This window comes from Shewanella zhuhaiensis (assembly GCF_022484835.1).
In the GTDB taxonomy this organism is placed as follows: Bacteria; Pseudomonadota; Gammaproteobacteria; order Enterobacterales; family Shewanellaceae; genus Shewanella; species Shewanella khirikhana.
This window is the reverse complement of sequence record NZ_JAKUDL010000007.1, coordinates 156173-178093: the sequence shown is the minus strand read 5'-3', so window position 1 is coordinate 178093 and position 21921 is coordinate 156173. Positions and strand designations below refer to the sequence as shown.

The 21921-nt window shown below is 55.8% G+C and carries 21 protein-coding genes; 12 read left to right on the top strand and 9 right to left on the bottom strand.

The window, feature by feature from the left end; all coding sequences use genetic code 11:
* Positions 1 to 214: 214 nt before the first annotated feature.
* The 5 genes from MJ923_RS17555 to MJ923_RS17535 all read left to right on the top strand — a co-directional run bounded on the left by MJ923_RS17555 (position 215) and on the right by MJ923_RS17535 (position 6502).
* Positions 215 to 1174 carry a GGDEF domain-containing response regulator gene (locus tag MJ923_RS17555; protein ID WP_338092241.1) on the top strand — a complete coding sequence of 320 codons (960 nt, stop codon included), beginning with the start codon at positions 215 to 217 and terminating at the stop codon, positions 1172 to 1174.
* A gap of 2 nt (positions 1175 to 1176) precedes the next feature.
* Positions 1177 to 2127 (top strand): ABC transporter substrate-binding protein, encoded by a 951-nt coding sequence (locus MJ923_RS17550; RefSeq protein ID WP_240592199.1) that lies wholly within the window; start codon positions 1177 to 1179, stop codon positions 2125 to 2127.
* Positions 2127 to 5222 (top strand): hybrid sensor histidine kinase/response regulator, encoded by a 3096-nt coding sequence (locus MJ923_RS17545; protein WP_240592198.1) that lies wholly within the window; start codon positions 2127 to 2129, stop codon positions 5220 to 5222. The genes MJ923_RS17550 and MJ923_RS17545 overlap by 1 nt, the downstream gene beginning before the upstream one ends.
* A 255-nt stretch (positions 5223 to 5477) precedes the next feature.
* Complete coding sequence (gene mog / locus MJ923_RS17540; protein ID WP_126168919.1) at positions 5478 to 6008, top strand: molybdopterin adenylyltransferase; 531 nt, start codon at positions 5478 to 5480, stop codon at positions 6006 to 6008.
* A gap of 5 nt (positions 6009 to 6013) precedes the next feature.
* On the top strand, positions 6014 to 6502 hold the full coding sequence (locus MJ923_RS17535; protein ID WP_240592197.1) for an NlpC/P60 family protein: 489 nt from the start codon (positions 6014 to 6016) through the stop codon (positions 6500 to 6502).
* A 6-nt stretch (positions 6503 to 6508) separates the two neighbouring features.
* On the opposite strand, the gene MJ923_RS17530 is transcribed toward MJ923_RS17535, so the two are convergent.
* From MJ923_RS17530 to mtnC, 5 genes are all read right to left on the bottom strand, one after another.
* On the bottom strand, positions 6509 to 7087 hold the full coding sequence (locus tag MJ923_RS17530; RefSeq protein ID WP_240592196.1) for a HutD/Ves family protein: 579 nt from the start codon (positions 7085 to 7087) through the stop codon (positions 6509 to 6511).
* A gap of 24 nt (positions 7088 to 7111) precedes the next feature.
* Positions 7112 to 7351 carry a GNAT family N-acetyltransferase gene (locus tag MJ923_RS17525; protein WP_126168922.1) on the bottom strand — a complete coding sequence of 80 codons (240 nt, stop codon included), beginning with the start codon at positions 7349 to 7351 and terminating at the stop codon, positions 7112 to 7114.
* Between the two features lie 2 nt (positions 7352 to 7353).
* A complete protein-coding gene (gene pbpG / locus MJ923_RS17520; protein WP_240592230.1) occupies positions 7354 to 8232 on the bottom strand; it encodes a D-alanyl-D-alanine endopeptidase in 879 nt (292 codons plus the stop codon).
* Between the two features lie 125 nt (positions 8233 to 8357).
* A complete protein-coding gene (locus tag MJ923_RS17515; RefSeq protein WP_240592195.1) occupies positions 8358 to 8795 on the bottom strand; it encodes an acyl-CoA thioesterase in 438 nt (145 codons plus the stop codon).
* Between the two features lie 125 nt (positions 8796 to 8920).
* Positions 8921 to 9601, bottom strand: coding sequence for an acireductone synthase (gene mtnC / locus MJ923_RS17510; RefSeq protein WP_126168925.1), 681 nt, complete (start codon positions 9599 to 9601; stop codon positions 8921 to 8923).
* A 217-nt stretch (positions 9602 to 9818) separates the two neighbouring features.
* On the opposite strand from mtnC, the gene MJ923_RS17505 reads away from it, so the two are divergent.
* The 4 genes from MJ923_RS17505 (at position 9819) to MJ923_RS17490 (ending at position 14959) form a co-directional block, all read left to right on the top strand.
* Positions 9819 to 11021, top strand: a complete 1203-nt coding sequence (locus MJ923_RS17505; RefSeq protein WP_240592194.1) for an alpha/beta hydrolase-fold protein — start codon at positions 9819 to 9821, stop codon at positions 11019 to 11021.
* A gap of 128 nt (positions 11022 to 11149) precedes the next feature.
* A complete protein-coding gene (locus MJ923_RS17500) occupies positions 11150 to 12061 on the top strand; it encodes an AraC family transcriptional regulator (protein ID WP_240592193.1) in 912 nt (303 codons plus the stop codon).
* A 256-nt stretch (positions 12062 to 12317) separates the two neighbouring features.
* Positions 12318 to 14492 carry a TonB-dependent receptor plug domain-containing protein gene (locus tag MJ923_RS17495; protein WP_240592192.1) on the top strand — a complete coding sequence of 725 codons (2175 nt, stop codon included), beginning with the start codon at positions 12318 to 12320 and terminating at the stop codon, positions 14490 to 14492.
* Positions 14492 to 14959 (top strand): TlpA family protein disulfide reductase, encoded by a 468-nt coding sequence (locus tag MJ923_RS17490; RefSeq protein WP_240592191.1) that lies wholly within the window; start codon positions 14492 to 14494, stop codon positions 14957 to 14959. Before MJ923_RS17495 ends, MJ923_RS17490 begins: the two co-directional genes overlap by 1 nt.
* A 19-nt stretch (positions 14960 to 14978) precedes the next feature.
* Here the strand turns inward: MJ923_RS17490 and MJ923_RS17485 are convergent, their stop codons facing one another.
* Positions 14979 to 16505, bottom strand: coding sequence for a S41 family peptidase (locus MJ923_RS17485; RefSeq protein ID WP_240592190.1), 1527 nt, complete (start codon positions 16503 to 16505; stop codon positions 14979 to 14981).
* 213 nt (positions 16506 to 16718) lie between these two features.
* On the opposite strand from MJ923_RS17485, the gene MJ923_RS17480 reads away from it, so the two are divergent.
* Genes MJ923_RS17480 through MJ923_RS17470 form a run of 3 tightly spaced genes read left to right on the top strand, consistent with a single transcriptional unit; the run spans position 16719 to position 19290 of the window.
* Positions 16719 to 17363 carry a hypothetical protein gene (locus tag MJ923_RS17480; RefSeq protein WP_240592189.1) on the top strand — a complete coding sequence of 215 codons (645 nt, stop codon included), beginning with the start codon at positions 16719 to 16721 and terminating at the stop codon, positions 17361 to 17363.
* A gap of 17 nt (positions 17364 to 17380) precedes the next feature.
* The gene (locus MJ923_RS17475; protein WP_240592188.1) at positions 17381 to 18592 is read left to right on the top strand and encodes a sensor histidine kinase; all 1212 of its coding nucleotides are present in this window, start codon (positions 17381 to 17383) and stop codon (positions 18590 to 18592) included.
* Positions 18589 to 19290, top strand: coding sequence for a response regulator transcription factor (locus MJ923_RS17470; RefSeq protein ID WP_240592187.1), 702 nt, complete (start codon positions 18589 to 18591; stop codon positions 19288 to 19290). The genes MJ923_RS17475 and MJ923_RS17470 overlap by 4 nt, the downstream gene beginning before the upstream one ends.
* Positions 19291 to 19315: 25 nt before the next feature.
* Here MJ923_RS17470 and MJ923_RS17465 read toward each other — a convergent pair whose 3' ends face one another.
* From MJ923_RS17465 to MJ923_RS17455, 3 genes are read right to left on the bottom strand one after another with little or no spacing between them, the layout of a single operon-like run.
* Positions 19316 to 20056, bottom strand: a complete 741-nt coding sequence (locus tag MJ923_RS17465; RefSeq protein ID WP_240592186.1) for a LytR/AlgR family response regulator transcription factor — start codon at positions 20054 to 20056, stop codon at positions 19316 to 19318.
* A 27-nt stretch (positions 20057 to 20083) separates the two neighbouring features.
* Positions 20084 to 21163: a sensor histidine kinase gene (locus MJ923_RS17460; protein ID WP_240592185.1), complete on the bottom strand. Its 1080-nt coding sequence runs from the start codon at positions 21161 to 21163 to the stop codon at positions 20084 to 20086.
* Positions 21164 to 21168: 5 nt separating this feature from the next.
* On the bottom strand, positions 21169 to 21909 hold the full coding sequence (locus MJ923_RS17455) for a hypothetical protein (RefSeq protein WP_240592184.1): 741 nt from the start codon (positions 21907 to 21909) through the stop codon (positions 21169 to 21171).
* Positions 21910 to 21921: the final 12 nt, after the last annotated feature.

The following is a 21921-nucleotide window of genomic DNA, read 5'->3' as shown; positions in this document are numbered from 1 at the left end:
TACGATCAAATGGAGTTCTCCCCAAAGACAGTTTTCCATTAACTGGCTGTTTTTTTAAGACACATCATCGACAGTGTACAAACTTTATTGTTCCGCCACATAATTCGCCTCGAAAAGCGAGCCTTTCGGGCTATTTTTCTACAGAAAATAAGGGCTTTTTCCATCGCCCTTTTTTTTGGCTGCTACACTTTTCCAGACAGGAAGGATTTCGGGTGTGAGCCGGGAGTGGGCAGCCAAGATGATGGAACCTTTTACCGTTCTTATTGTGGATGATGTAAGGACGAACCTATTGGTCATAGGGCAGTGCCTGAAGGGCCTTTATAACGTCCGTGAGGCCGTGAGTGGCGCCCAGTGTCTCAAGCTTGCCCGCAGTGAACCTCAACCTGATCTCATCCTGCTGGACGTGGTGATGCCCGACCTCGATGGCTACGAGGTATGCAAGGCGCTTAAGTCCGATCCCATGACCGCCGAAATCCCGATTATTTTTGTCACCGGCAAGGATACCGATGATGATGAGACCCTTGGCTTGCAGCTGGGGGCTGTGGATTACATTACCAAACCCATTCGCCCTGCCATAGTACGTGCCCGCGTCTCTGCCCATATTCAGCTCAAACAACAGCGTGACCGCTTGCAGTTTATGGCGCTGCACGATCAGCTCACCGGCCTTTACAACCGTCACTTCTTGGTGGAAACCGCCCGCCAACGGCTGGCGCGGGTGGTGCGTCATCGCTCGCCGATGACAGTGGTGCTGGTGGATATCGATCATTTTAAAAAGGTGAATGACACCCATGGGCATATCACCGGCGATAAGGTGCTGATGGCGGTGGCCAAGCTGCTCAATTCCAGCACCCGCAAAGAAGATGTGGTCGCGCGCCTGGGCGGCGAAGAATTTGTGATTTTATTGGATTGCAGCCTGGATAAAGCTGCCCAAAAAATGGAAAAGCTGCGCCAGCAACTGGAGGATCTCGAGCCCGAGGGGCTTAAGATCACCGGCAGTTTCGGCCTGGTGGAAGCCAGCCCTTATAACGCCGACTTTTCGCATTTGCTGGTGATGGCCGACGATGGGGTGTACCGGGCCAAGTCTCAGGGACGCAATCGGGTGGTGTGTTGCCGCGCCGAAGCATCGACCATCAAGCCCAAGCTCCAAGAGCAACAAAATCAACAGGAAGGATAACCATGAGACACCTCTTTCTGCTGGTGATGGCCTGTTTTCTGCTTAGCTGTCAGCCTGCGCCAGCACCCAAAATCATCGTGGCCATTAATCCCTGGCCCGGCTATGAAATGTTGTATCTGGCTGAGAAAAAGGGCTTTTTCACCGAGCTTGGATTAAATATAGAGTTGGTGCAGGTGGCGACTTTATCGGATGCCCAGCGTGCTTACTTGTCGGAACGGGTTGATGGCTTTACCAGCACCATGATTGAAGCCGTCCAGGTAGAAGCCTTCGGCGGCAAGCCCATCAAGGTGGTGTTGGCAGCGGATTACTCCAACGGCGGTGATGTGATTGTCACCCGTAAGGAATTCACTGACTTGTCGGCACTGAAGGGGAAAACCATCGGCTGTGAGGTGAGTTCTCTCGGCATTTATGTCCTGACCCGCGCGCTGGCGGCACATGGTATGCTGCTTGATGATGTCAAGGTTGTGAATGTGGAACAGGGCGATGGCGCGCGGCTGCTCGCATCAGGTGCCATTGATGCCATGGTCACCTATCCCCCTTACTCACTGACTTCGCTGAAAAGCGATGAGCACCACTTGGTGTTTACTACCCGTGAGATCCCCGGCGAAATTCTCGACACCCTGTCGTTGTCGGCGAAGGTGCTGGAATCACAGCCGGATCTGGTGCCCAAGTTGCATCAGGCATGGCAAAAATCACTCACCTACTTTCAAACTCATCAGGAAGAAGCCGTTGCCATAATGGCGCGGCGCGAAGGTATTCCGCCAGAAGACTTCATTGCTGCCATTAACGATTTGTACCTGTTGAATGAGGCTGACCAGCAAAGGCTTTTCAGTGATGTGGCTGCGCTCGAAAACATGGCGCGCTCGGTGTGCACCACACTTAAGCACATCAATGCCCTGCAAGGGGATTGCAGTCACGTGATTGGAATGTTTACCTTACCCGGAGCCAGGTAATGGTTGGATTTTCCGGCAAAGGGCGCAAGAGCCTGGGCTACAAGCTGAATGTAGCCACGGCCTTTTTGGCGGTGGTGGTGTGCCTGCTGGTGTCGTTGTATTACCAGGCCGACATGCGGGAGCGTATTAAAGATCAGGCCCGCCATGAGATGGTGGACTTGCTCAACAGCTTGAATCTGGCGCTTGAAACCCGGGCCAGCCGCACCGATTTACAACGGGTGGTGTTGGCACTTTCCACCAAGGAGTCCATCACCCGTATGAGCCTTGTCAGCGAAGACCGAATTGTCGCTGACAATCACTCAGAGTACCTGGGCCGCACCGTGGCCGAAGTCTATGGCGACAATATCCGCAAGCTTATCGGCGATGCCCTGACCCAATCCAATAATGTTGAGTTGCATATGATGGATGGCATCTTCCATCAAAGCTCGAGACTATATCTTATCTCCCCCGAAGCGCAGCGGCTCAGGCCATACGCGCTCTATGTGGCCTACAACACAGCGCCGCTGGAGGTGGAGGCCCGCGCGGACCTGATTGAATTTGTAGTGATCCAGAGTTTGGGCTTTTTGCTGCTGCTCGGCATTAATACCCTGGTGCAGCAGCGGGTGGTGCTGGCGCCGATCAGCGCCATTCGCAGGCAGATAGTTGCCGATCACCAGCGGGAGATTTCGCTTGAGTCCGATGATGAATTCGGGCTTTTGGTCGACAGCTACAATGCTTCCATCAAGCAGCGGATTGCCCAGGAAAAGGAGCTGGAAGATTCCCGGCGCTACATCGATGCGGTGACCAATGTGATCCCGGTGCAACTGGCCTATGTAGACGCCAGCCGCTGTTACCGCTTTATCAACAAGAGGTATCTGCAATGGCTTGAAAAATCTGAAGAAGAAGTGCTTGGGCATCTGGTGGCTGATGTGTTGCCTGCCCCCATCGAAGAGCTGGTTCGCCCTTATCAGCAGCGGGTACTGGAAGGCCTGCAGCAGGTGTTTGAATCAGATATTGAGCGAAGTGGTGAGGAGGTTCGTTATATTCAGGCAACTTATGTGCCTGATTTTAATAGCGAAGGTGAGGTGGTTGGCTTTTTTGCCTGTATCGAGGACTTAAGCCGCATCAAGGCCAATGAGCGCAAAATTGAAAGCTATGCCCAGGAGCTGGAATTCAACAACTGGGCCTTGATGGATGCCCGGGAGAAGGCCGAGGCGGCATCACGCTCCAAGGCCGATTTTCTGGCCTGTATGAGCCATGAAATCCGCACCCCCATGAATGGCGTGATTGGCATTTTGTCGCTGCTGGGGCGCACTGAACTGTCGATTCAGCAGCGCCATTACGTGTCTGTAGCCTCCTCCAGCGCCGAGTCGTTGCTGACCCTGCTCAACGATATTCTCGACTTCTCCAAAATCGAATCCGGCAAGTTTGAGATTGAAGAAATTCCCTTTGATCTGGTTAAGCTTTTGGATGAGTTTGTGCAGCCGTTGGCAATACGCGCTGAAGATAAAGGGCTGAAAATGCTGCTGGATGTTTCCGGCATCCATGTGCGTTGGGTGCGCGGTGATCCGAGCCGTTTGCGGCAGGTGCTGGTAAACCTAGTGGGCAACGCTATCAAGTTTACCGAAATGGGTTGGATTGCCATCCGGGTGCAGGCGCAGCGCGAGGCCTCCAGTGGCTTGCGGCTCGATGTGAGCATTGAAGATACCGGCATAGGTATCCCGAAAGATAAGCAAGACCACCTGTTTTCGCCTTTTACCCAGGCTGACTCTTCCACCACCCGTCATTTTGGTGGCACCGGACTGGGCTTGTCGATTGCCCGGCGTTTGTGTGAACTGATGGATGGCGATATCAAGGTGATCAGCGCCGAAGATGCCGGCAGTACGTTCAAATTCCATATTCACCTCAAGCCGGACATGGCCAACCATAGCCGCAGCTGGCCGCCGGTGTTGCCCTGTGGCCGGGTGTTTATGGCGGGAGAGCTGGGGGCCTCTGAGCGGATGCTGATGGAGCTTTTCAGCGGCTGGAAATTGCAGGTGAAGTCGTTCAATGGCCGCGAAGGCCTGGAAGCCAGCCTGGGGCTGCAGGAATCTGACTGGCTGATTTATTCGGTGCCGCAGCATTTGGCATCCATTAATGCCGAGCTGGACTGGCTGGCGGATCTTGGTCAACAGCAGCATTGTCAGGTTCTGGCGGTGATTTCCCATCAGCAGCAGCTGAGTTTACAGGCCGATGCCGAGCCCAAGTGCCAGTTTATCTGCCGTCCGCCGCAAACCCTGGCGCTGGTAGATATTCTGAGTGGTGGCGGCGTTGAAGAAGAGCACAGATTTGAAACCGCCGAGCGGCACTTTGAAGACTCGGCGCAAATCCTGCTGGTGGAAGATAACAAGGTAAACCAGATGGTGGCACTGGGGATGCTGCGAAATCTTGGGCTGCATCATGTGGACGTTGCCTTCAATGGCCTCGAGGCGCTGTCTGCGCTACAACACAAAAACTACGATATCATACTGATGGATTGCCTGATGCCGGAAATGGATGGCTATCAGGCCACGGTGGCGATTCGCCTGGGCGATGCCGGTGAGCAGTGTAAAGACATCCCGATTATCGCCATGACCGCCAACGCCATGAAAGGCGATAAAGAGCAGTGTCTGGAGGCCGGCATGAACGACTATGTCGCCAAGCCGCTGGAAATCGGTGTCTTGAGTGAGGTGTTGCAGCGTTACCTGAGCGCACAGCATATGCAGCCATCCGATGAAGAGGGCGAGGTGCTGGTGACGCCGGAAGAGTTGTTTGACCGGCACTGCGCGCTGCAATTGATGTCGGGCGATGAGCAGCTGCTGGGCGACATTCTCACGGTTTTTGTTGAAGAAATGATGGTGTACCGCGAGGCTTTTGAAACCGCCATGGATCGCAAAGACTTCGCTGCTGTGCGCACCGCAGTGCATTCCATTAAAGGCGCGGCCAGCAATCTGTGCATGGGACCACTGGCTGCGGTGGCCAAGGAAATGGAAGTTGCCGCCCGTAATCTGCAATGGGAGTTTTTGGCTGTTAATCGCGAGCGCTTCCTGGCGACGTTGCAGGATACCCTGGAGCAAAGTCAGGTTCAGTCTGCCTGAATGCCCGGCGCTTAACCTCGGTATCCAATATTGGCCCCCTGTGCAGGCACTGAATGTAGGCACTGAATGCAGGTACTCAATATCCGCGCTTCATCCTGCCGCTCACCTCGTATCTTATCTTGTTGAGTCACCCTGAAGTTTGAACCCGGTCGCCTTTGTGACCCGGGATACTTTGGCAAGCTGCTGATTGTGTTATTTTAGAGGACCATTAAGTTGCCGCCCTGAGCGGCTCCGTCTTGCCATAAGGAAGCAGCCATGGCCAAAGCCAGAATCGGCATCGTGACCGTCAGTGACCGCGCCAGCGCCGGTATCTACGAAGATCTCTCGGGTCAAGCTATTATCGACACCCTCAATGCCTACCTCACCAGTGAATGGGAAAGCGTTTATCGCCTTATTCCCGATGAGCAGGCCGATATCGAAGCGACCCTGATTGATCTGGCCGACAACGAGCAATGCTGTCTGGTGGTCACGACTGGCGGCACAGGTCCTGCCAAGCGTGATGTGACCCCGGAAGCAACAGAAGCCGTGTGCCATCGAATGATGCCGGGCTTTGGCGAGCTGATGCGTGCCGAGTCACTGAAGTTTGTGCCAACGGCCATTTTGTCGCGCCAAACAGCCGGTCTCAGAGACGATACCCTGATAGTAAACCTGCCCGGCAAGCCCAAATCTATCCGTGAATGTCTGGATGCTGTGTTCCCGGCCATCCCTTATTGCATCGACCTGATGGACGGCCCTTATCTTGAATGCGATGAGTCGGTGATCAAGCCATTCAGACCCAAGAAGTAATGCCCATGTCATGGATGACACAGATATTTCGCCTGTTGCTGCTTGGGGGCAGCCTGTGGCTGGTGGGCTGTAGCTCAAAGCCAGAGCTGCCCGCTGTCCCGGCCCAAGCCAGCAGCAACAGCCTCAGCGCCGAGCGGCTGCTGTGGCTTTATGCCGACTGGGAAGGGGTGCCGTATCGTCTCGGCGGCATGAGCAAAAAGGGGATAGACTGCTCCGGCTTTACCTTGCTGGTGTACCGGGATTTAGCAGCCAAAGCACTGCCGCGTACGGTTGAAGAGCAACTTGAACTGGGTGAGCCTGTGGCCAAGGGCAAGCAGCGCCCAGGCGACCTAATCTTCTTCAAAACCGGTTGGAGTACCCGCCATGTGGGAGTGTCTCTGGGCGACCAGCGTTTTGTGCACGCTTCCACCAGTCAGGGGGTAATGATTTCCTCCCTCACCAACAGCTACTGGAAGCAGAAATTCTGGCAAATCCGCCGTTACGATAGCCGTTGAACCGGCTTATTGGCGATGGCCGATGGCAAAGGCGATAAAGTCGCTGGGGGCTTCGGTCAACAGATTCAACGGCGTGGATGAAATGATTAGTGGGTACTCACTATCAATCAGGTTTTCACCGGCAATCAGGTAACCCTGACGCAGATAAATGCCATACACCAGCGCCTGGGGCATATTCGGCTGATGCCAGCGCTGATGCGGCTCAAGCTTGTGGCGCGCGGCGGTTTTTTTCACGCCCCCGGGCACAAACAGATTAAAGTCTTCCACCGCGGCACTGCCAAGTTCGGCATGGATTTGGCTGGCTCCGGCAAATTCGAAGGGGGCGGTGTCGGCGCCAAGTTCGGCGGCGCCCTTTACCCCATCTACCGTGAGCGACATCTGGCCGCTCAATACAATCAACAGCCGGTCGTAACCGCTGAAATCACTGAAAGGGCCTGAGGCCTCGACCATGGCGCTGCTGAGACGAAAATCGAAGTCGCGTTCCGCCAGGCTTGCGCCCTTGGGATAGATCCACAGCTGGGTGCTGGTGCCCCCGGACCAGGTGCTGGTCTGGAATTCTGTGGCGGCAACCAGATGGGTCGGCATGATGTGTCCTTTAAATACGCATAGCTACAGGAATTTTTGAACGTACCAGCAGCTGGCGTGGATGTCGAGTCCTTGCTGCCTGGCCCAGTCCAGTCCGAAACGCACTAAACGTTCGGCCAGCCCCTGACCCCGTAGCTCCGGGGGCACAAAGGTGCGACTGAAGTCGATGGCATCACCACGGCGCTGATATTCAAGCCTGGCTTCCACTCCCTGGTGGCCAAGCAAAAACGCCTGTTGCTGTTGATCGTGCACTATGTCTTCCATGATTAAGCCTTGTTATTACCTTTGCGTTCGCGGGTGCGTTGTTCTTTATAGGTTTTGGCCGATGCCGGGATCGGGCTGACTTTGCCGGTTTCAAGCCACTTTTTCAGGCGGCCGGCATCGCCCAGATGGGTTTGCTTGCCGAAAGAGTCCAGCACCACAAAGGCCACATCCCGCTTGGCCATGCGGGTCAGCATAACCAAACAGTGGCCCGCGGCGTCTGTGTAACCGGTCTTGGTGAGGTTGATATCCCAGCTGTCTTTGTTGACCAGCCGGTTGGTATTGTAAAACGCCAGACTGTATCTGGGTTTGCCAAAGGTGACTGACTTACTGGGGGTAGAGGACAGCTCGCCCAGCAGTGGATAACTGCGTGCTGCCTGCAGCAACTTAACCAGATCCGCAGCCGTAGATACGTTTTTCTCCGACAGGCCGGTGGGCTCAACAAAGTGGCTGTTGCTCATGCCCAGCGCCTTGGCCTTGGCGTTCATGGCTTTCACAAAGGCCTTGTATCCACCGGGATAATGATGGGCCAGAGTCGTGGCGGCGCGATTCTCCGACGACATCAGGGTGAGCAGCATGGCGTCTTTGCGGCTTAAGGTACTGCCGAGGCGAATGCGGGAATACACATTATTCATCTCGGGATTTTCGGCAACGGTGACGGTGAGCTTCTCTTTGAGGGAGAGTTTGGCATCCAGAGTGACCATAGCGGTCATGAGTTTGGAGACCGAGGCTATGGGCATCACAGCCTCGGGATTGCTGGAATACAGCACTTCGTTGGTTTTGGTGTCGACCAACATGGCGCTGTAGGAGGCCAACTCCTGCTTGCTGGTCTCAGATTTGCTGGCGCCAAAGGCGCCGGGAGCGGCCATCAGGCCGAGCAGCATAAAGCTGCCGATGACACGGAATAATTTGGATTTCATGCGCGCTGCCAATAATAAGTGTTGTCGTTATTCTCATGCCATCTTCGTGGCAATAACCCAAGTGTAATCAAGGGTGAGACAATCACAAGTCAGCTAGGTTCGCTTTGCTGAAGATTTTTGAGCAAGGCCAGCATTTCGGACGGCATATCGGCTTTGCGTCCCAGTTTGAAGTCGAACATAACCGCAATGGAACTGCCTGTGGTGGTGATGGCCTGCTGGGCTTCGCTGAACACTTCATAGTGCAGGGTGAAGCGGTCCGGGTGTACGTCCGACACCCAAACGCCCACTTGCAGGGTGTCGGGATAGGTTACGGGGCGTTTGTATCTGGCCTGATTTTCGCTGATAACCGGCCCAAGCCCCTGGCGATACATGTTATCCAGTGGGAAGAAGCGACCAAAGAAATCGATACGGGCGGTCTCGAAATAGCGGAAATAGGCCACATTGTTAACGTGCTGCAGGGCATCCATTTCGCCCCAGGCAACAGGGATATGGCTGATGTGGGGGTGCTTGTCGGAATAGTTTTGCATGATTCAAACGCCTGTTTAATATTCGTTCGAGCTTAACAGGCACCGTGGGCAGGCTCAAGCAAAAAACAAAACGCCCCGCATGGCGGGGCATTTTCGAGGCAAAAGCCGCTGCAACATCTGTTGGCTCAGTCGAAGGCCAGCTCATCAAAGTTTTGGATGATGCGGTATTTACCGGTGCGAATGGCGCTGTCACGCACCATTTGACAGGTGATCATGCCAGCGGCTTCGGCGGCCTTGAGTTCGTCCACCAGATCCGACACAAACAGAATTTGCCTTGGCGTCAGGCTGATGGTGTTGACTATGTTGCAGTAGGCCTGTTTGTCCAGCTTGTTGCCGGTGCGGGTGTCAAAGTGGCCGTTGAACAGCTCGGTCAGATCGCCGCCGTCACTGTGGCCAAACAGCAGTTTCTGCGCATCGACGGAACCCGAGGAAAAGCTGTATACCCGCAGGCCCTGGGCACGGTAGCGCTTAATGGCTTCGATGAAGTCGGGGTAGATATGGCCTTTGAATTCACCCTTGCCATAGCCCTGTTTCCAAATCAGGCCCTGCAGGGTTTTCAGCGGCGTGACTTTGCGGTCTTCGGCAATCCACTGCACCAGAATCTCGGCCACGCGGGCCACATCGGCATCGGGTTCCAGCGCGATATCACGCACATCGCTCATGCAGTAATCCACCAATGGATTGTGCTGCTGTTCAGTCAGGAACTCGGCCATCACCTTGGCGGAGTAAGGGAACAGGGTTTCCTGAATAAAGTTGAGATCCGTGGTGGTGCCGGCGGTGTCTACGACTATGGCTCTGATACCCATGATATTGCTACTCCACTAACTGCTGCCAAAAGACAGTGCCCAAGATGCAGGCAGATCCTAAAGTGAATTGCGCCCCTTTGCCAGATAAATCGGTCAGTTGAACGGCTGAAATCGGCGTGGCACCGGCCCGGTTGCAGACTTTTCACTTGCGATGCCCTGGCTGCTACTTTAGCTTGAGCTGCAATAAGGATGAAAAATCACCAATAAAGGAAATTCAATGAGAATAATCATCACCTTATTGCTTGGCAGCTTGCTGAGTATCAGTGCTTTGTCGCCGCAGGTTCAGGCGGCAGAAGGCCCATCGTCAGACTCGCTTGAGGTTCGCTCGCCACTGCTGGGGGACGAGCCCGCCACCTTCACTATCACCCTGCCTGCAAACTACGGCGAAGATAAAACCCAGAAATACGTGCTGATGCTCGACTGGCATCCCCGCGCGCAGCCGCTGCTGGCCGGAATGCAGGACTGGATGAGCCACAATGGCGGCTGGCCCTGGGTTGAAACCATAGTGATCACCCCGCCCAACGGCCATCAAGGTCTGGGCATGCTTAAATCGGCGGCCATAGAAACCGGCGATGAAGCGCTGCTGGATTTCGTTGAAAACTCACTGTTGCCCGCTGTTGAAGCCAAATACCTCAGCAATGGCTTTAAAATAGTCAGCGGCTTTACCGGCAATGGTGGCCTGGTGCTGTACTCACTGCTGCACCGTCCGGCGCTGTTCAACGGTTATATCGCCATCAGTCCAGTGCTGAGTGACGACTTTGCCAAGCTGCAATCACAGGCGAAAACCCGGCTTAAAACCCTGGATAAGTCCCTCGCAGGTAAGACGCGCTTTTTGCAAATATCCACCAGTGACAGTGATTTCGAGAGTGGCGAGTTGGGCGCCTTCGCCGAGTTTGAAACCCTGCTCAAGGCCAAGGCGCCAGAAAGCCTTAAATGGCAAAGCCTCAGATTCGATGGCACTTATTACATGACTCAGCCGGTGCTGGGCGTTGCCCACGGCATAGAGTTTGTGTTCGACGATGTGCATAAGCCACTCGCTGCCGACAGCGCCGTCAGCCAGCAGGGTGTGGCGGCAATCCTTGCTTATTATCAGCACCTGTCCAGGGATGTGTATGGCTTTGAGGTCTCGGCGGAAGGTACGCTCACGGCACTCGCCAAAGCCTCTTTGCCGGACGCCCCGCAGCAGGCCATGGCCGTGCTGACCGAGGCCGCCGCCGCTTTGCCGAAGAACCACAGCCTCAAGTTTGAACTTGCCACCATTCAGGCATCTCAGGGTAAAAACGCTGCAGCTGCCAAGCAGCTCGAACAGGCGTTGGCGCTGACCGACCATCCCTACTGGCAGCATCATTACCAGCGGATGCTCACCCAGCTACAGGCCAGTAAAGAGGGGAATGCCGTAACCCTGAGCCTGAGAGAGTAAATCTCTGGCACTTGTGGTGATGAGCGTCAACTCAGCAATATCGGTCAGGTAGAATTTGGCGGGTTTTGGCACACTGACGTCGTTGAATGCGGTAGGGTAGGCGCAGGTCTGTGCCAGTAAGGGATAAGATGAAACTGAAACAACAAGAGCTCGATGATCTTATAACGGCCAGCCTCTCGGATGCGCTGGACCCGAGGCTGAAGAGGGTGTGCGAGCATATCGCCCACCATCTGGATGACTCCTTGGATCTGGATACCCTGAGTCGGGTGGGGCATTTGTCGCGGTTTCACTTTCATCGACTGTTTGCGGCCGGGCTAGGCATCCCGCTGGGGCGTTTTGTGCAGTTGCAGCGGCTGAAGCGGGCGTCGTTCCGGCTCGGATTCGAGCATTCCATGCGGGTGCTCGATATTGCGCTGGAGGCTGGCTTTGACAGCGCCGAGGCTTTCAGCCGTGCCTTTAAGCGCGAGCTTGGCCTGAGCCCTTCGGCATTTCGACAGACACCTGACTGGGCGCAGTTGCACTCGGTTATGGACAGTATCAAAGTGCCCCAGCAAGGGTTAACAGGAACCGATATGGACATAAAACTGATTGAGATGCCAAGCCTGGCCGTGGCCTGGCTGGAACACAAGGGCAACCCGGCGCGGGTGCTCGATACCAGCGCGCGTTTTATCGAGTGGCGCAAGCAAACCGGGCTGTCACCTATTGCCAGCTCGCGCACCTTTGGCATTCCCAATGGCGACCCATCGACCATGGCGCCGGATGAGTTTCGCTTTAAAGTGGCGGGTAGTGTCAAAGCAACCGTGCCTGCCAATCCCCAAGGTGTGGAGAATGGTGAAATCGCTGGTGGACGATACGCCGTTATCCGCCACCTCGGTAGCCATGCCACCATGGATGCCAGTATTTACGGTTTTTTCCGCGACTGGCTGCCCCAAAGCGGCGAGACTGTGCGTGAGGCGCCGCTGTTTTTCGAGTACCTGAACTTTGTGCATCAGGTGGACGAGTGTGACCTTATCACCGACATTTTTGTGCCACTGAACTAAATCGCCCAATAACCGAGTCGCCAAAGAGCTGATCCACCAAAGAATCGAGTGCGCCGCTGCACTTAGTGTTTGCCAGCGCTGATGGCGCGGAGGCGCTATGGTGAGCGGCGGCACTGCTAAACCTGTGGCTGCATGAGGCCTGCGATGGCTGATACAAAATGAGATAAAAGTTGGAACCTTGATCAATCTCAAATGATAATTATTATCATTAATGTATCCTGTGTGGGTTTTCAGTAGCCCAACAGGAGTAATAGTGGTGAAGCTTTCATATTTAGCCAGCGCGCTGGCAGTGGTGATGGGGACCATATCCCCGTTCGTGGTGGCCGATGAAAAAAATTCGGCGGCAAGTGCCGAAACCGAGGTTGAGCGCATCACGGTGACCGGGGTGCGTCAGCGCCTTGAACAGGCGGGTACCTTGGCCGACACCATCATGAAGACCGAAGTCATCAGCGCCGGCAAAATTGAAGACAAAAATGCCGTCAATCTCACAGAGGCCATCGACAATACGCCTGGCGTCAAGGTGTCCAACGAGTGCTCAATGTGCGGTGTAAAACGCATCATGCTCAATGGCATGCGCGGTGAGCACACCACAATTCTGGTGGATGGCATGCCGGTGCACACCATGATTTCCGGTTATTACGCGGTAGATGCTATTCCAACCACGGGCATTGACCGGATTGAAGTGGCCCGCGGTGCCGGTGCTTCGCTGATTGCGCCCGAGGCCATTGGCGGTACCATCAACGTGATAAGCGCCGAGCCGACCGAAAACGGTGCCGAGGTGGATATTGCTGCTGGTGAAAACGGTTATCGCAAACTTGCATTGCTCGGAAAAGGGGTGAGCGAGGATGGTAGCACACGCGCGACTTTGGTGGCCCAATATGACGACCGGGATCAGGTCGATGTCGACAACAATCTGGTGAACGAAGCACCGCAGCAGGAAAACCGCAGCATCACTGCCCGCCTGTCGCAAGATATTGGTTACGATGACAACCTTGTGCTGCGCCTTGCCAATATTCGCTCTGAGATTTTTGGCGGCCCCATGCTGGGCAAAACCTTTGCCGATGGTGAGGCGGGCGGCATAGGCGGCATTTTGGCCGCCTATGATGGAGAAGGCTCAGCCACCCAGGACCTGTTTGCCGAGGGTGATGTACGAAAGCGCTTCATTGGGAAGGCATGGGAGACCACAGAGTGGATAGATACCGAGCGCAACGAGGCTTCGCTGGGTTGGCTGCACGAGTTTAACGACAGCTGGAACAGCCATGTCACCGTCAGCTACGCGGATCATCAGCAAGACTCCTTCTACGAGGGATTTGACTACCGTGCCAAAGACACCATGTGGTTTACCGATATCCGTATCAACCACAGCCTGACCGACAATCAGCTGCTGACCTTTGGCGGTGACATTCGCACCGAAGAGATGCGTTCACACTCGCTGGCGGGGTCGGCTAACCCGGATTATGTCTCTGATTCCTTTGACTATGACTCACAAGGCATCTATTTGCAGGATACCTGGCAGGCAACTGACAACCTTGAAATCGCCGCCGCGCTGCGCTACGACCGTGTCAGTGCCGACTTTGTCGACCCGGCAAAACCGGGCGTGGAGTTGGATGAGTCGCTACTGTCGCCCCGTATTGATATACGTCTAGGACACAATGACCAGTGGACGTCGCGGCTCTCGGCCGGACGCGGCTACCGCGCGCCGCTGTCGTTCTTCGAAACTGACCACGGCATTCTCGATGGCAGTCTCGGATTTGATATCGACATCGACGAGCTGGAAATTTCCCATTCGGCCACCTATGCCCTCAGTTTTGAAGGCGATCGCCTCACTTCCACGGCATCGCTGGCCTGGACCGAGGTCGAGCATCTGGCTTACCTCACCACCAATGCGCAAGGGATCCCACTGCTGACCCAACTCGATCAGAAGGCATCCGTGATCACCACCGATCTGGCGCTTGGCTATAAGGTCAGCGATGATCTCACGCTAAATTTTACCGGCGAGGTGTTCAGCTATGACTCGGTGTTTGAGTCTTCCTACTCGATAGCACCGGTGGAAGAGCGCATCACACTGGATATGGACTGGGACTTTGAGCCATGGGAGCTATACGCCAGCCTGGTGTGGGTCGGCAGCCGCGATCTGGCCAAATACGGTTACGAGGGCTACAACCGCCTCGATGCCATGGGGCAAGTGGTTGCCGAGTCGAAAAAAATCACCGAGGCACCGGCTTACTTCACCCTGGATATGCGCGCCAGCTACCAGATGAACGATAACCTGTCGCTTTACGCCGGGGTCAGTAACCTGCTGGATTACACCCAGGCCGGCGATGAAGACACGCCATTGTTCTTCGATGCTGATGGCGGCTTTGACGTTGGCTACATCTACGGGCCGTTGCGTGGCCGCGAGATCTATGCCGGTTTGAAGATGGAGTTCTGATGCGGCGACTGATGCTGTTGGCGTTGCTGATTGGCATCTTGAGCCCGGGCCAGCCGGTCCGGGCCAATGTGCTTGGCGACTACCATTACCAAAACCTGCGTGGTGGCGAGGATGGCAGCCTGGCTGGCTTTGAGGGCAAGCCAACGCTGCTGATGTTTTTCGAGCCCGAGTGCCCCTGGTGCGTCAAGCAGGCCAGCAGTTTGCAACGGCATCGACCAGAGTGTGTGATTAACCAACTGGCGCTGGGCATCAATGCCGACCGCCACAGCCTCAAGCGGGCACTGCTGCGGCTTAACTTTCCCCATCCCGCCTACAAGGCGCCGCCAAAGCTGCTCAAAGACATGGGTGGCATTCCCGGCACACCTGTTATCCTGCTGCTGGGTAAACGCGGTGAGCTGCTGGCCGGGGTGCGTGGTTTTACCGAGGCAGACAAGCTCTACGCCAGGCTGTGTCAAACCCGGTCGTAGAACTGTCAGGGCTTGGTTATTACAACCGCTGGCGAATCGCCTGCAGCAGCGCCTCGGTTGACCAATCCAGGCCGTTGTACGGCAGGTCAGGGGCGTAGTATTCGCCGTTGCCGCGGCTGCGGTTCACATACACCTTGTTGGGAATGATCACCGCCCCAAGGCCGGATGAAAACGCTTCGGTGCGGATATCCATGTAGGTCGAATCGGCGCTGCTGGGGGCGCCAAACAGCCGGGTGTTGTCAAACAGCTTGAACGCATCCAGCGCATCCAGGCAGGCACTGGCGCATTGGCCCGGCACCAGCGCTATCACCGCCGTGGTCAGCGGCGCAATATCTTCAGGCAGTTCTTTCATGGCATCGGCCATGCTCATTGCTTTAACCTCATCCTTTTGCTTGAAAAAGGGCTCGTTCTGCCTGAGCGCTGTCGCCATGCCGCTGGCGGCCTCGGTGAAATACGGCAGGTATTCGGTTTGCCCCTCGGTTTGAAGCTCCTTAACCACGCCCTTAACATATTCAGTGTTGCCGGGGGATGCCCGCCACCAGACCTGAGTGGCCGCGCCTCGGGCTTCGAGACGCCGTGACACTCTGCCATCGCCCCACAAGGCCTTGGCGATACGTTCACTCCATAAAGAGGAACCGCCCTGATTGTGGCGCAGGTCGAGCACTATGGCTTTTGCCTGCTGGAGTTTGTCCCGCTGCGCTGTGAGTTCACTTACCAATTTGTTATAGGCGGCTATATCGTTTTCATCCGGGGTGAAGGTGGGCATGGCTACCCAGGCGATATCCTTATGCCAGCTAAGCCCCACGGGAAGCCTGTCGCCATTGAAGTCGGCCTGTAGTGCCTCGAGTGCTGCTTCCGGCCGTACGGACCAGCTCAGTGTGAGGCTCAGCTTGCCCTTGGTGGTATCAAACTCACAGCGCTCGGGGAGGGAGATAAAGGGATTGCCATAGTCCGCCAGTACCCGGTGGCCGAAGCGCCACTTATGGCCGGGCTGCTGTTTTTCGCCCTGAAATTGAAATACCCGCTCATCGAACAGTGTATCGACGGATTTGCCGTCGCAGCCCAGTACCTTATCGCCGCGCTTAAGCTGTGGCAGGTCGCTGTAAGACACCCGCAGGGAGTCGCCGCGCCAGACGGTGTTGAACCCGGGCCAGCGGGTTTGCGGAACATCCGCATCTTCAATGTTGGCGTAGGCACCCGCGTGGCCGTCCTGCAGTCCGGTGCTGAAACGACCGATGACCGCCTTATAGCCGGTGGCGTCAGTCACTCTGGGTATCAATGCCAGCGCATCGTTGCGCGCCTGTTCGAGCTGGGCACCGAAGCCGGGGTTGAGTGGGTCGAACATGCCGGGGTGGTTGTCGCGGGTTATCTGAAACGCCGCGTCGATATCGGCTTTGGCCGTGCTGGCCCACTCGACGGCGGTTTGCGGCAGTTTTGGCTCGGCGGCGGCAGCCAATAGGGGGAGCAGGGCAGAGAGACTGACGGCGATTTTGGTCATCGATACTTTATTTATCGATACTTGGGTTTCAGATATTGAGGTTTTCATGAGCCTTCCTGGCTTATTTTTCAGTGCTTTATCAGAGAAGCCTAATCTATCCGGCTTACCATGATTTACCAAGCATTAAGTCATTAAGCATAAAGTCGCCAGGCGAAAACATGGTCTTTTTTGGGGCAGTAGCGATAGTGACAACTGACACATGTTTGGCCTCAGTATTGGCTCTAAGCTGGCAGCAGATTAATGGCAAATCCGGAGGGAACCATGAAAGCCGCATATCTGCTTCTGCTATTGCCCCTGTGTGGTTGTAACAGCGAGTCGCTGGAAACCGCCAACTTCGGCTTAAGCTATTTCAAAAACAAGTATCAACTTATCAACGCCACTGACCATGAGTTGAGCTTTCATATCGCCAACTTTGACCTGCACGGGCATGAGCGTGACCCGGCGAGCAGCAAGTACCACTACAAGACGCTGCTGGCTGGCAACCCGGCCGAAACCATTAGCCACGAAGTGAACGTGGAGGAGCGCATCAGCGCCTATGTTGTCGCAACCGGTAAGTCGCTGAGCGCCAAAACCACTCTCAAGGTGAAACGGGATCGCCGCTATCATTTTCTGGCCTGGCAGGGGGATGGCCCGCTGGATGTCAGGGTATTTCCTATGGAACGCAAGGATGTAAACAGCGAGTTTTCACTGCGGATATTTGCCGCCGATGCGCTCAGCCTCAAGGTAGATGGCAAAGACTACAGTCTCAGTCGCGGTGAGCTGAAAGGGCGATTCATTTTGCAAAACTGTGCTGGCACTATCGAAGTGAATAACATTGCGGTAGATGTGTGCGATGGCTCCCTCGGCAGCTCCTACTTGCTGGTCATTGACAAGCTGGGCCGCAGAGGGCTTTATCAAGAGTTGTGATAAACAAGGACGTGACTATGGACGTGTTACAACGCGGTCAGCAAGGACGGGGTCAGCAAGGACGGGGCTGGCGACAAGGGTGGCTGCAACGGATTTGGCAGCAACCGGATATGCCAAACCGCGCTGCGCCGGAAAGCCCGGGGCATATTTTGCTGTTGCTGCTGGTGTGTGTACCTGTGCTCTGGTACACGCTAAGTCAAATCTGGATCGGCCAGGATTTACGCTTTGCCATGGCACCAATCCCCGCCACTGTACTGGTGTGTGGTTTGACGTTGGTATTTGCCTACGCCAATGCCACCGCCATGCCGCCATTGCGGCGGCTGATGTTTCAGGTACCAGCCATGCTGGCGCTGATGCTGCTGGTCGCCAACGGCGTTGTCCTGATCCTGAGCATTATTCTGATAACTAACCTGCCCAGTGTGATGACGCTGCGCCGCTGCATTGCCGTGGCCATCGCCCTGCCCATGCTTTACGTGGCCTGTACTGACCTGGAGTACCGTTGGACCAACGGTGTTCTCTACAGCGCCTATAACCTGTTTGCTCTGCGGCTGTCCTGGGCCAACTTAAAAGAAAGCCAGGCCAATGAGGCCAACCGTCAACTGCTGCGGGAACTCGGCGCAACCCAAACCTTATTGGCGGATACCGCCAAGCGCGACGAGCGGCTACGGATTTCCCGCGACCTGCACGACATAATGGGCCACCGCCTGACAGCGCTGAATTTGCAACTGGAGCTGATGCGTCAGCTCGGCGGCCAACCGGATCCGGTTCAGCTCGATAAAGCCAAAACCCTGGCCGAAGACCTGATGGCTGACGTGCGCCGGGCGGTGTCGGATATCCGCAGCCTGTCGGGGTTGGATCTCAGTCAGAGTTTGTCGGCGCTGGTGGATGATTGCGACAAGCCCAGGGTGAGCCTCGCCATCGATGACAAGGTGCGTTGCGCCAATGCCGCTGTGGCTGAGCTGTTGCTGCGTGCGACACAGGAAGCCATCACCAATATCCGTCGCCACAGTCAGGTAAGCGAATGCCGTGTGAAGATCTGGCGCGACCATGCCTTCGTGTATTGGCAGGCCAGTGACAACGGCGCCATGATTAACACTCTTGAGCCCGGCAATGGTCTCAAGGGCATGCGTGAGCGGGTGGAAGCACTGGATGGCGAACTGGACATTGCCTGCGGTCTGGGGCTGACGCTGACTATCAGCCTGCCACTGACGCTGGTGGAGGGGGCATGACGGACATTTGTGCAGTGCAGCCCGTGTCCGGCAAGCCGGGCGAGGGCGGTGTTAAGGTGATGGTGGTCGATGACCAGCTGTTGGTGCTCGAAGGCCTGTGCAGCCTGTTGTCGCTTCATGGTGGCATTGAAGTGGTGGCCAAAGCCACCTCGGCTGAGGCGCTGACGGATGCCCTCGCCGCCAGCGGCGCAGAGTTGCTCATCATGGATGTGCGTATGCCGGGGCTGTCAGGCATAGAGGCGCTGAGGCTGCTACGTGAGCAGGAGCGCCTTGCTGGACGCGCACCTATCCCGGTGCTGATGTTGTCGACCTTCGATGAGCATGAGCTGGTACTTGAAAGTTTGCGGCTGGGGGCTCAGGGATACTTGCGTAAAGACATCAGCTTTCAAAGCCTCACCGAGGCTGTGCTGAAGCTCGCGGCAGGCAAGCGCCATATTCAACCTGCTGTCACCGCTGGAGTGGTGAGCCGCGCCGAGCTGGAGTCCATCAATCGTGACCTGCCGTACACGCCGCTGTCGGATTGTGAGCTGGATGTGCTGCGGCTGCTGGCGGCGGGCTATTCCAATGTGGAAATCGCCTCGGCGCTGTTTAAGTCCCGTGGCACCATCCGTAATCAGGTGTCGTCCATTCTCACCAAGCTGGTGGCCCGCGACCGCACCCGCGCGGTGCTGCGCGGCATCGAGCTTAAGCTGCTGTAACCGTGATTTTTAGCGGGTGCGTGCCTCAGCTATCCAGCCAGCGGCGGAATTCGGCGCTGCGGGTCTTGCTGGTAATAAGGGGTTCATCGAGGCAGGAAAGATACACAGCCAGGGTATCTTTGCCATAGTTTTCAAATCGTTCGATAAAGTTGATGTTCACCATATCGCTGCGGCTGATGCGAAAGAACACCTCAGGGTTGAGCTGGGTTTGCAGTTCGTTGATGGAGCCCGAGGTGAGCATATGATGCTCGCCGCTGGTGTCGCAGGCCATCACCACCCCTCCGGAGGTGCGAAAACAGGCCACATCAGCAAGCGCCAATACCTGCATCCCCTGGGCCTTTTTCAGCAGCAGCCGACTCTTGTAATGGCCGGTTTTGGTGGTGGCCCTGGCGGCGAGACTCAGTTTGAGCTGCTCGAAGTTGGCCATGGCTTCGCTGAAACGCTTGAAGGAAAAGGGCTTCAGCAGATATTCGATGCCCTGATTGGCAAAGGCCTGCATCCAGTATTGCTCGTAGGAGGTGGTAAAAATCACCGGGCAGGGCAAATCCAGCGCCTGCATGGCGGTAAATACCTGACCATCCAGCAACTCCACATCGGAAAATATCAGCTCAGGCGCTGCTATCCCCTGTGGCTGCTCAAAGAAGCCAATCACCTCATCCACCCGTGACAGCACCGCCAGCACCTCGGCGCCGTCGAAATAGCGCTCGATATAGCCTATCAGTTTCTCTGCTGCCAGCGGCTCGTCTTCAATGACCAGGATTTTCACGGCTTCTCCCTGTGTGATGACCGCCTGTCAGGCAGCGGTGTGAGTTGTGGCGGCGGTTTGTGGCACGACGTTGTTTTGTGCCTTTGATGCCGCCGCGCTTTGTAATGGAATGGTAATGCAAAACTCGCCTTCGTCCTTGGTTACCCGAATGTCCCGGCCGCACAGGCTCAGGCTGCGGGCGGAAAGATTGGCAAGTCCAAGGCCGCTGGAAGTCGGTTTAAACGCCTTTTCACGCATCGGGTTGCGGATTTGGATTTCGCCCTCACGGACCAGCACCCTGATGGGCAGCGGCGCGGCGCTGTCACCCTGATTGTGCTTCAGGGCATTTTCAAGGGTTAACTGCAGGGTGCAGGGCGGCAGCAGTTGACTGAGGGCTGCGGCATCCTGGGTGAAATCCGGCAGCTCCAGCCGATAGGCGCCATTGAAGCGAATATCCAAAAGCGCCATATAGTCCCGGGCAAAATCGAGTTCCTGTTGCAGCGGCACCAAAGGCCGCTCCCGGTTTTCCAGCACATAGCGGTAGATATCGCAAAAGGTGTGCAGAAACTCCTCGGCTTCGTCCGGATCTTTACTGATAAGTGCCGACAATACATTGAGATTATTGAATAAAAAGTGCGGGTCCAGCTGAGCCTGCAACAGGGCAACCTGACGTTCGAGGGCGAGTTTTTTCTCCCGCTCAAGCGCCACGGCTTGCTGCTGGTGGTTGTCCAGCACCTTAAGCATCAGAGTAACGCCGCCCACCATCAGGTGCAGCGCCAGATTGGTGGCAATGGACAACAGCAGGTGGTAGCCATCGATATGCTGCAAACCGGCGGCGATTTCGATGGGCAGAGTCGCGGTGCTCATCAGCGCCGCAAAGGCGATGGCGGAAACCAGATACACCTTGATGTAGTGGCTCGGGCGGGGGCTGAGCCCTTGGCCTTTGCTTAGCAGCTGATAGCATTTGAGGGTCAGCCACTGAGCCACAAAGGATTGCAGTGCAATCCAGATGGGGGCATCAAAATGCACCACCAAAGGCGCATCGGGGCCGGTTCTCAGCAGGGCGGCGTAAAAGGCCACCGCCAGTGAGAATGCAATAATTGCGAGAATGTTGAGTAGCTTAGCCATTGCCATTAGTGAGTCCCTTCAGGAAGGCGGAGTATAACCTGACCTTTTTCGTCGAGGAACTCCAGCTTGGCTTCGCCGCTTTCGGTCACGACCATCTGGATGCGTTTGTTGCCATCGGTGTCGTGCAGCTGCAACTTGGCATCGCCATTGAGGGTGCCGTAAAAGGCGCGGTAGGTGCCAAGCTGCTTGTCTTTCTCAAGCTGGGCGTAAATGGCGTCGGCCGTGGCAGTGTCGCCGGCTTTGCTCGCTGCGAGATAGTCACGCACCCTGGTGAAATCCATATCTTCATTGCTGCGGTCCATCACTGTCAGGCCGCTAAGTTGATAATCACCCTGTTCTATGTGCTGCATCATCAGGGTTTGGTCCTGGTTGTAGCGGTCAAAGCTCATATGCAGGCCGTGGTCTACCTGGCCATCTTTCTTCTGGCCGCGGAACACAAAACCGCCGTTTTCGGTGCCTTCGTCGTTGTAGAAAATCATGCCGGGGCGGGCTTCTTCGCTGCGCCATACTTCCTTGCCGTACTTGTCGACCCCGGGGGAACGCTCGGAGTTGGCCAGCACCATGCGGTTAAAGCCGCTCTTTTCGACGATGTTGATCCGCTCCACCGAGATTTCATCGAACACCTTGGGGGCGTTCGCCTGATACAGCTGCAATCCGCCGAGGGCAACAAGGCCGCCCAGCAGCACGCCATTGATGAGTTTTTGCCTTGAAAGCTGTTTTTCTAATTTATTGAGTGCGTTATCCATTGTTGGCTCCGT

What these genes read in the sequence shown, in the direction of transcription:
- MJ923_RS17550 (WP_240592199.1), top strand. Translation starts at nt 1,177, where the DNA reads ATGAGACACCTCTTTCTGCTGGTGATGGCCTGTTTTCTGCTTAGCTGT.
- MJ923_RS17545 (WP_240592198.1), top strand. Translation starts at nt 2,127, where the DNA reads ATGGTTGGATTTTCCGGCAAAGGGCGCAAGAGCCTGGGCTACAAGCTG.
- mog (WP_126168919.1), top strand. Translation starts at nt 5,478, where the DNA reads ATGGCCAAAGCCAGAATCGGCATCGTGACCGTCAGTGACCGCGCCAGC.
- MJ923_RS17535 (WP_240592197.1), top strand. Translation starts at nt 6,014, where the DNA reads ATGTCATGGATGACACAGATATTTCGCCTGTTGCTGCTTGGGGGCAGC.
- MJ923_RS17530 (WP_240592196.1), bottom strand. Translation starts at nt 7,087, where the DNA reads ATGCCGACCCATCTGGTTGCCGCCACAGAATTCCAGACCAGCACCTGG.
- MJ923_RS17525 (WP_126168922.1), bottom strand. Translation starts at nt 7,351, where the DNA reads ATGGAAGACATAGTGCACGATCAACAGCAACAGGCGTTTTTGCTTGGC.
- pbpG (WP_240592230.1), bottom strand. Translation starts at nt 8,232, where the DNA reads ATGCTGCTCGGCCTGATGGCCGCTCCCGGCGCCTTTGGCGCCAGCAAA.
- MJ923_RS17515 (WP_240592195.1), bottom strand. Translation starts at nt 8,795, where the DNA reads ATGCAAAACTATTCCGACAAGCACCCCCACATCAGCCATATCCCTGTT.
- mtnC (WP_126168925.1), bottom strand. Translation starts at nt 9,601, where the DNA reads ATGGGTATCAGAGCCATAGTCGTAGACACCGCCGGCACCACCACGGAT.
- MJ923_RS17505 (WP_240592194.1), top strand. Translation starts at nt 9,819, where the DNA reads ATGAGAATAATCATCACCTTATTGCTTGGCAGCTTGCTGAGTATCAGT.
- MJ923_RS17500 (WP_240592193.1), top strand. Translation starts at nt 11,150, where the DNA reads ATGAAACTGAAACAACAAGAGCTCGATGATCTTATAACGGCCAGCCTC.
- MJ923_RS17490 (WP_240592191.1), top strand. Translation starts at nt 14,492, where the DNA reads ATGCGGCGACTGATGCTGTTGGCGTTGCTGATTGGCATCTTGAGCCCG.
- MJ923_RS17485 (WP_240592190.1), bottom strand. Translation starts at nt 16,505, where the DNA reads ATGAAAACCTCAATATCTGAAACCCAAGTATCGATAAATAAAGTATCG.
- MJ923_RS17480 (WP_240592189.1), top strand. Translation starts at nt 16,719, where the DNA reads ATGAAAGCCGCATATCTGCTTCTGCTATTGCCCCTGTGTGGTTGTAAC.
- MJ923_RS17475 (WP_240592188.1), top strand. Translation starts at nt 17,381, where the DNA reads ATGGACGTGTTACAACGCGGTCAGCAAGGACGGGGTCAGCAAGGACGG.
- MJ923_RS17470 (WP_240592187.1), top strand. Translation starts at nt 18,589, where the DNA reads ATGACGGACATTTGTGCAGTGCAGCCCGTGTCCGGCAAGCCGGGCGAG.
- MJ923_RS17460 (WP_240592185.1), bottom strand. Translation starts at nt 21,163, where the DNA reads ATGGCTAAGCTACTCAACATTCTCGCAATTATTGCATTCTCACTGGCG.
- MJ923_RS17455 (WP_240592184.1), bottom strand. Translation starts at nt 21,909, where the DNA reads ATGGATAACGCACTCAATAAATTAGAAAAACAGCTTTCAAGGCAAAAA.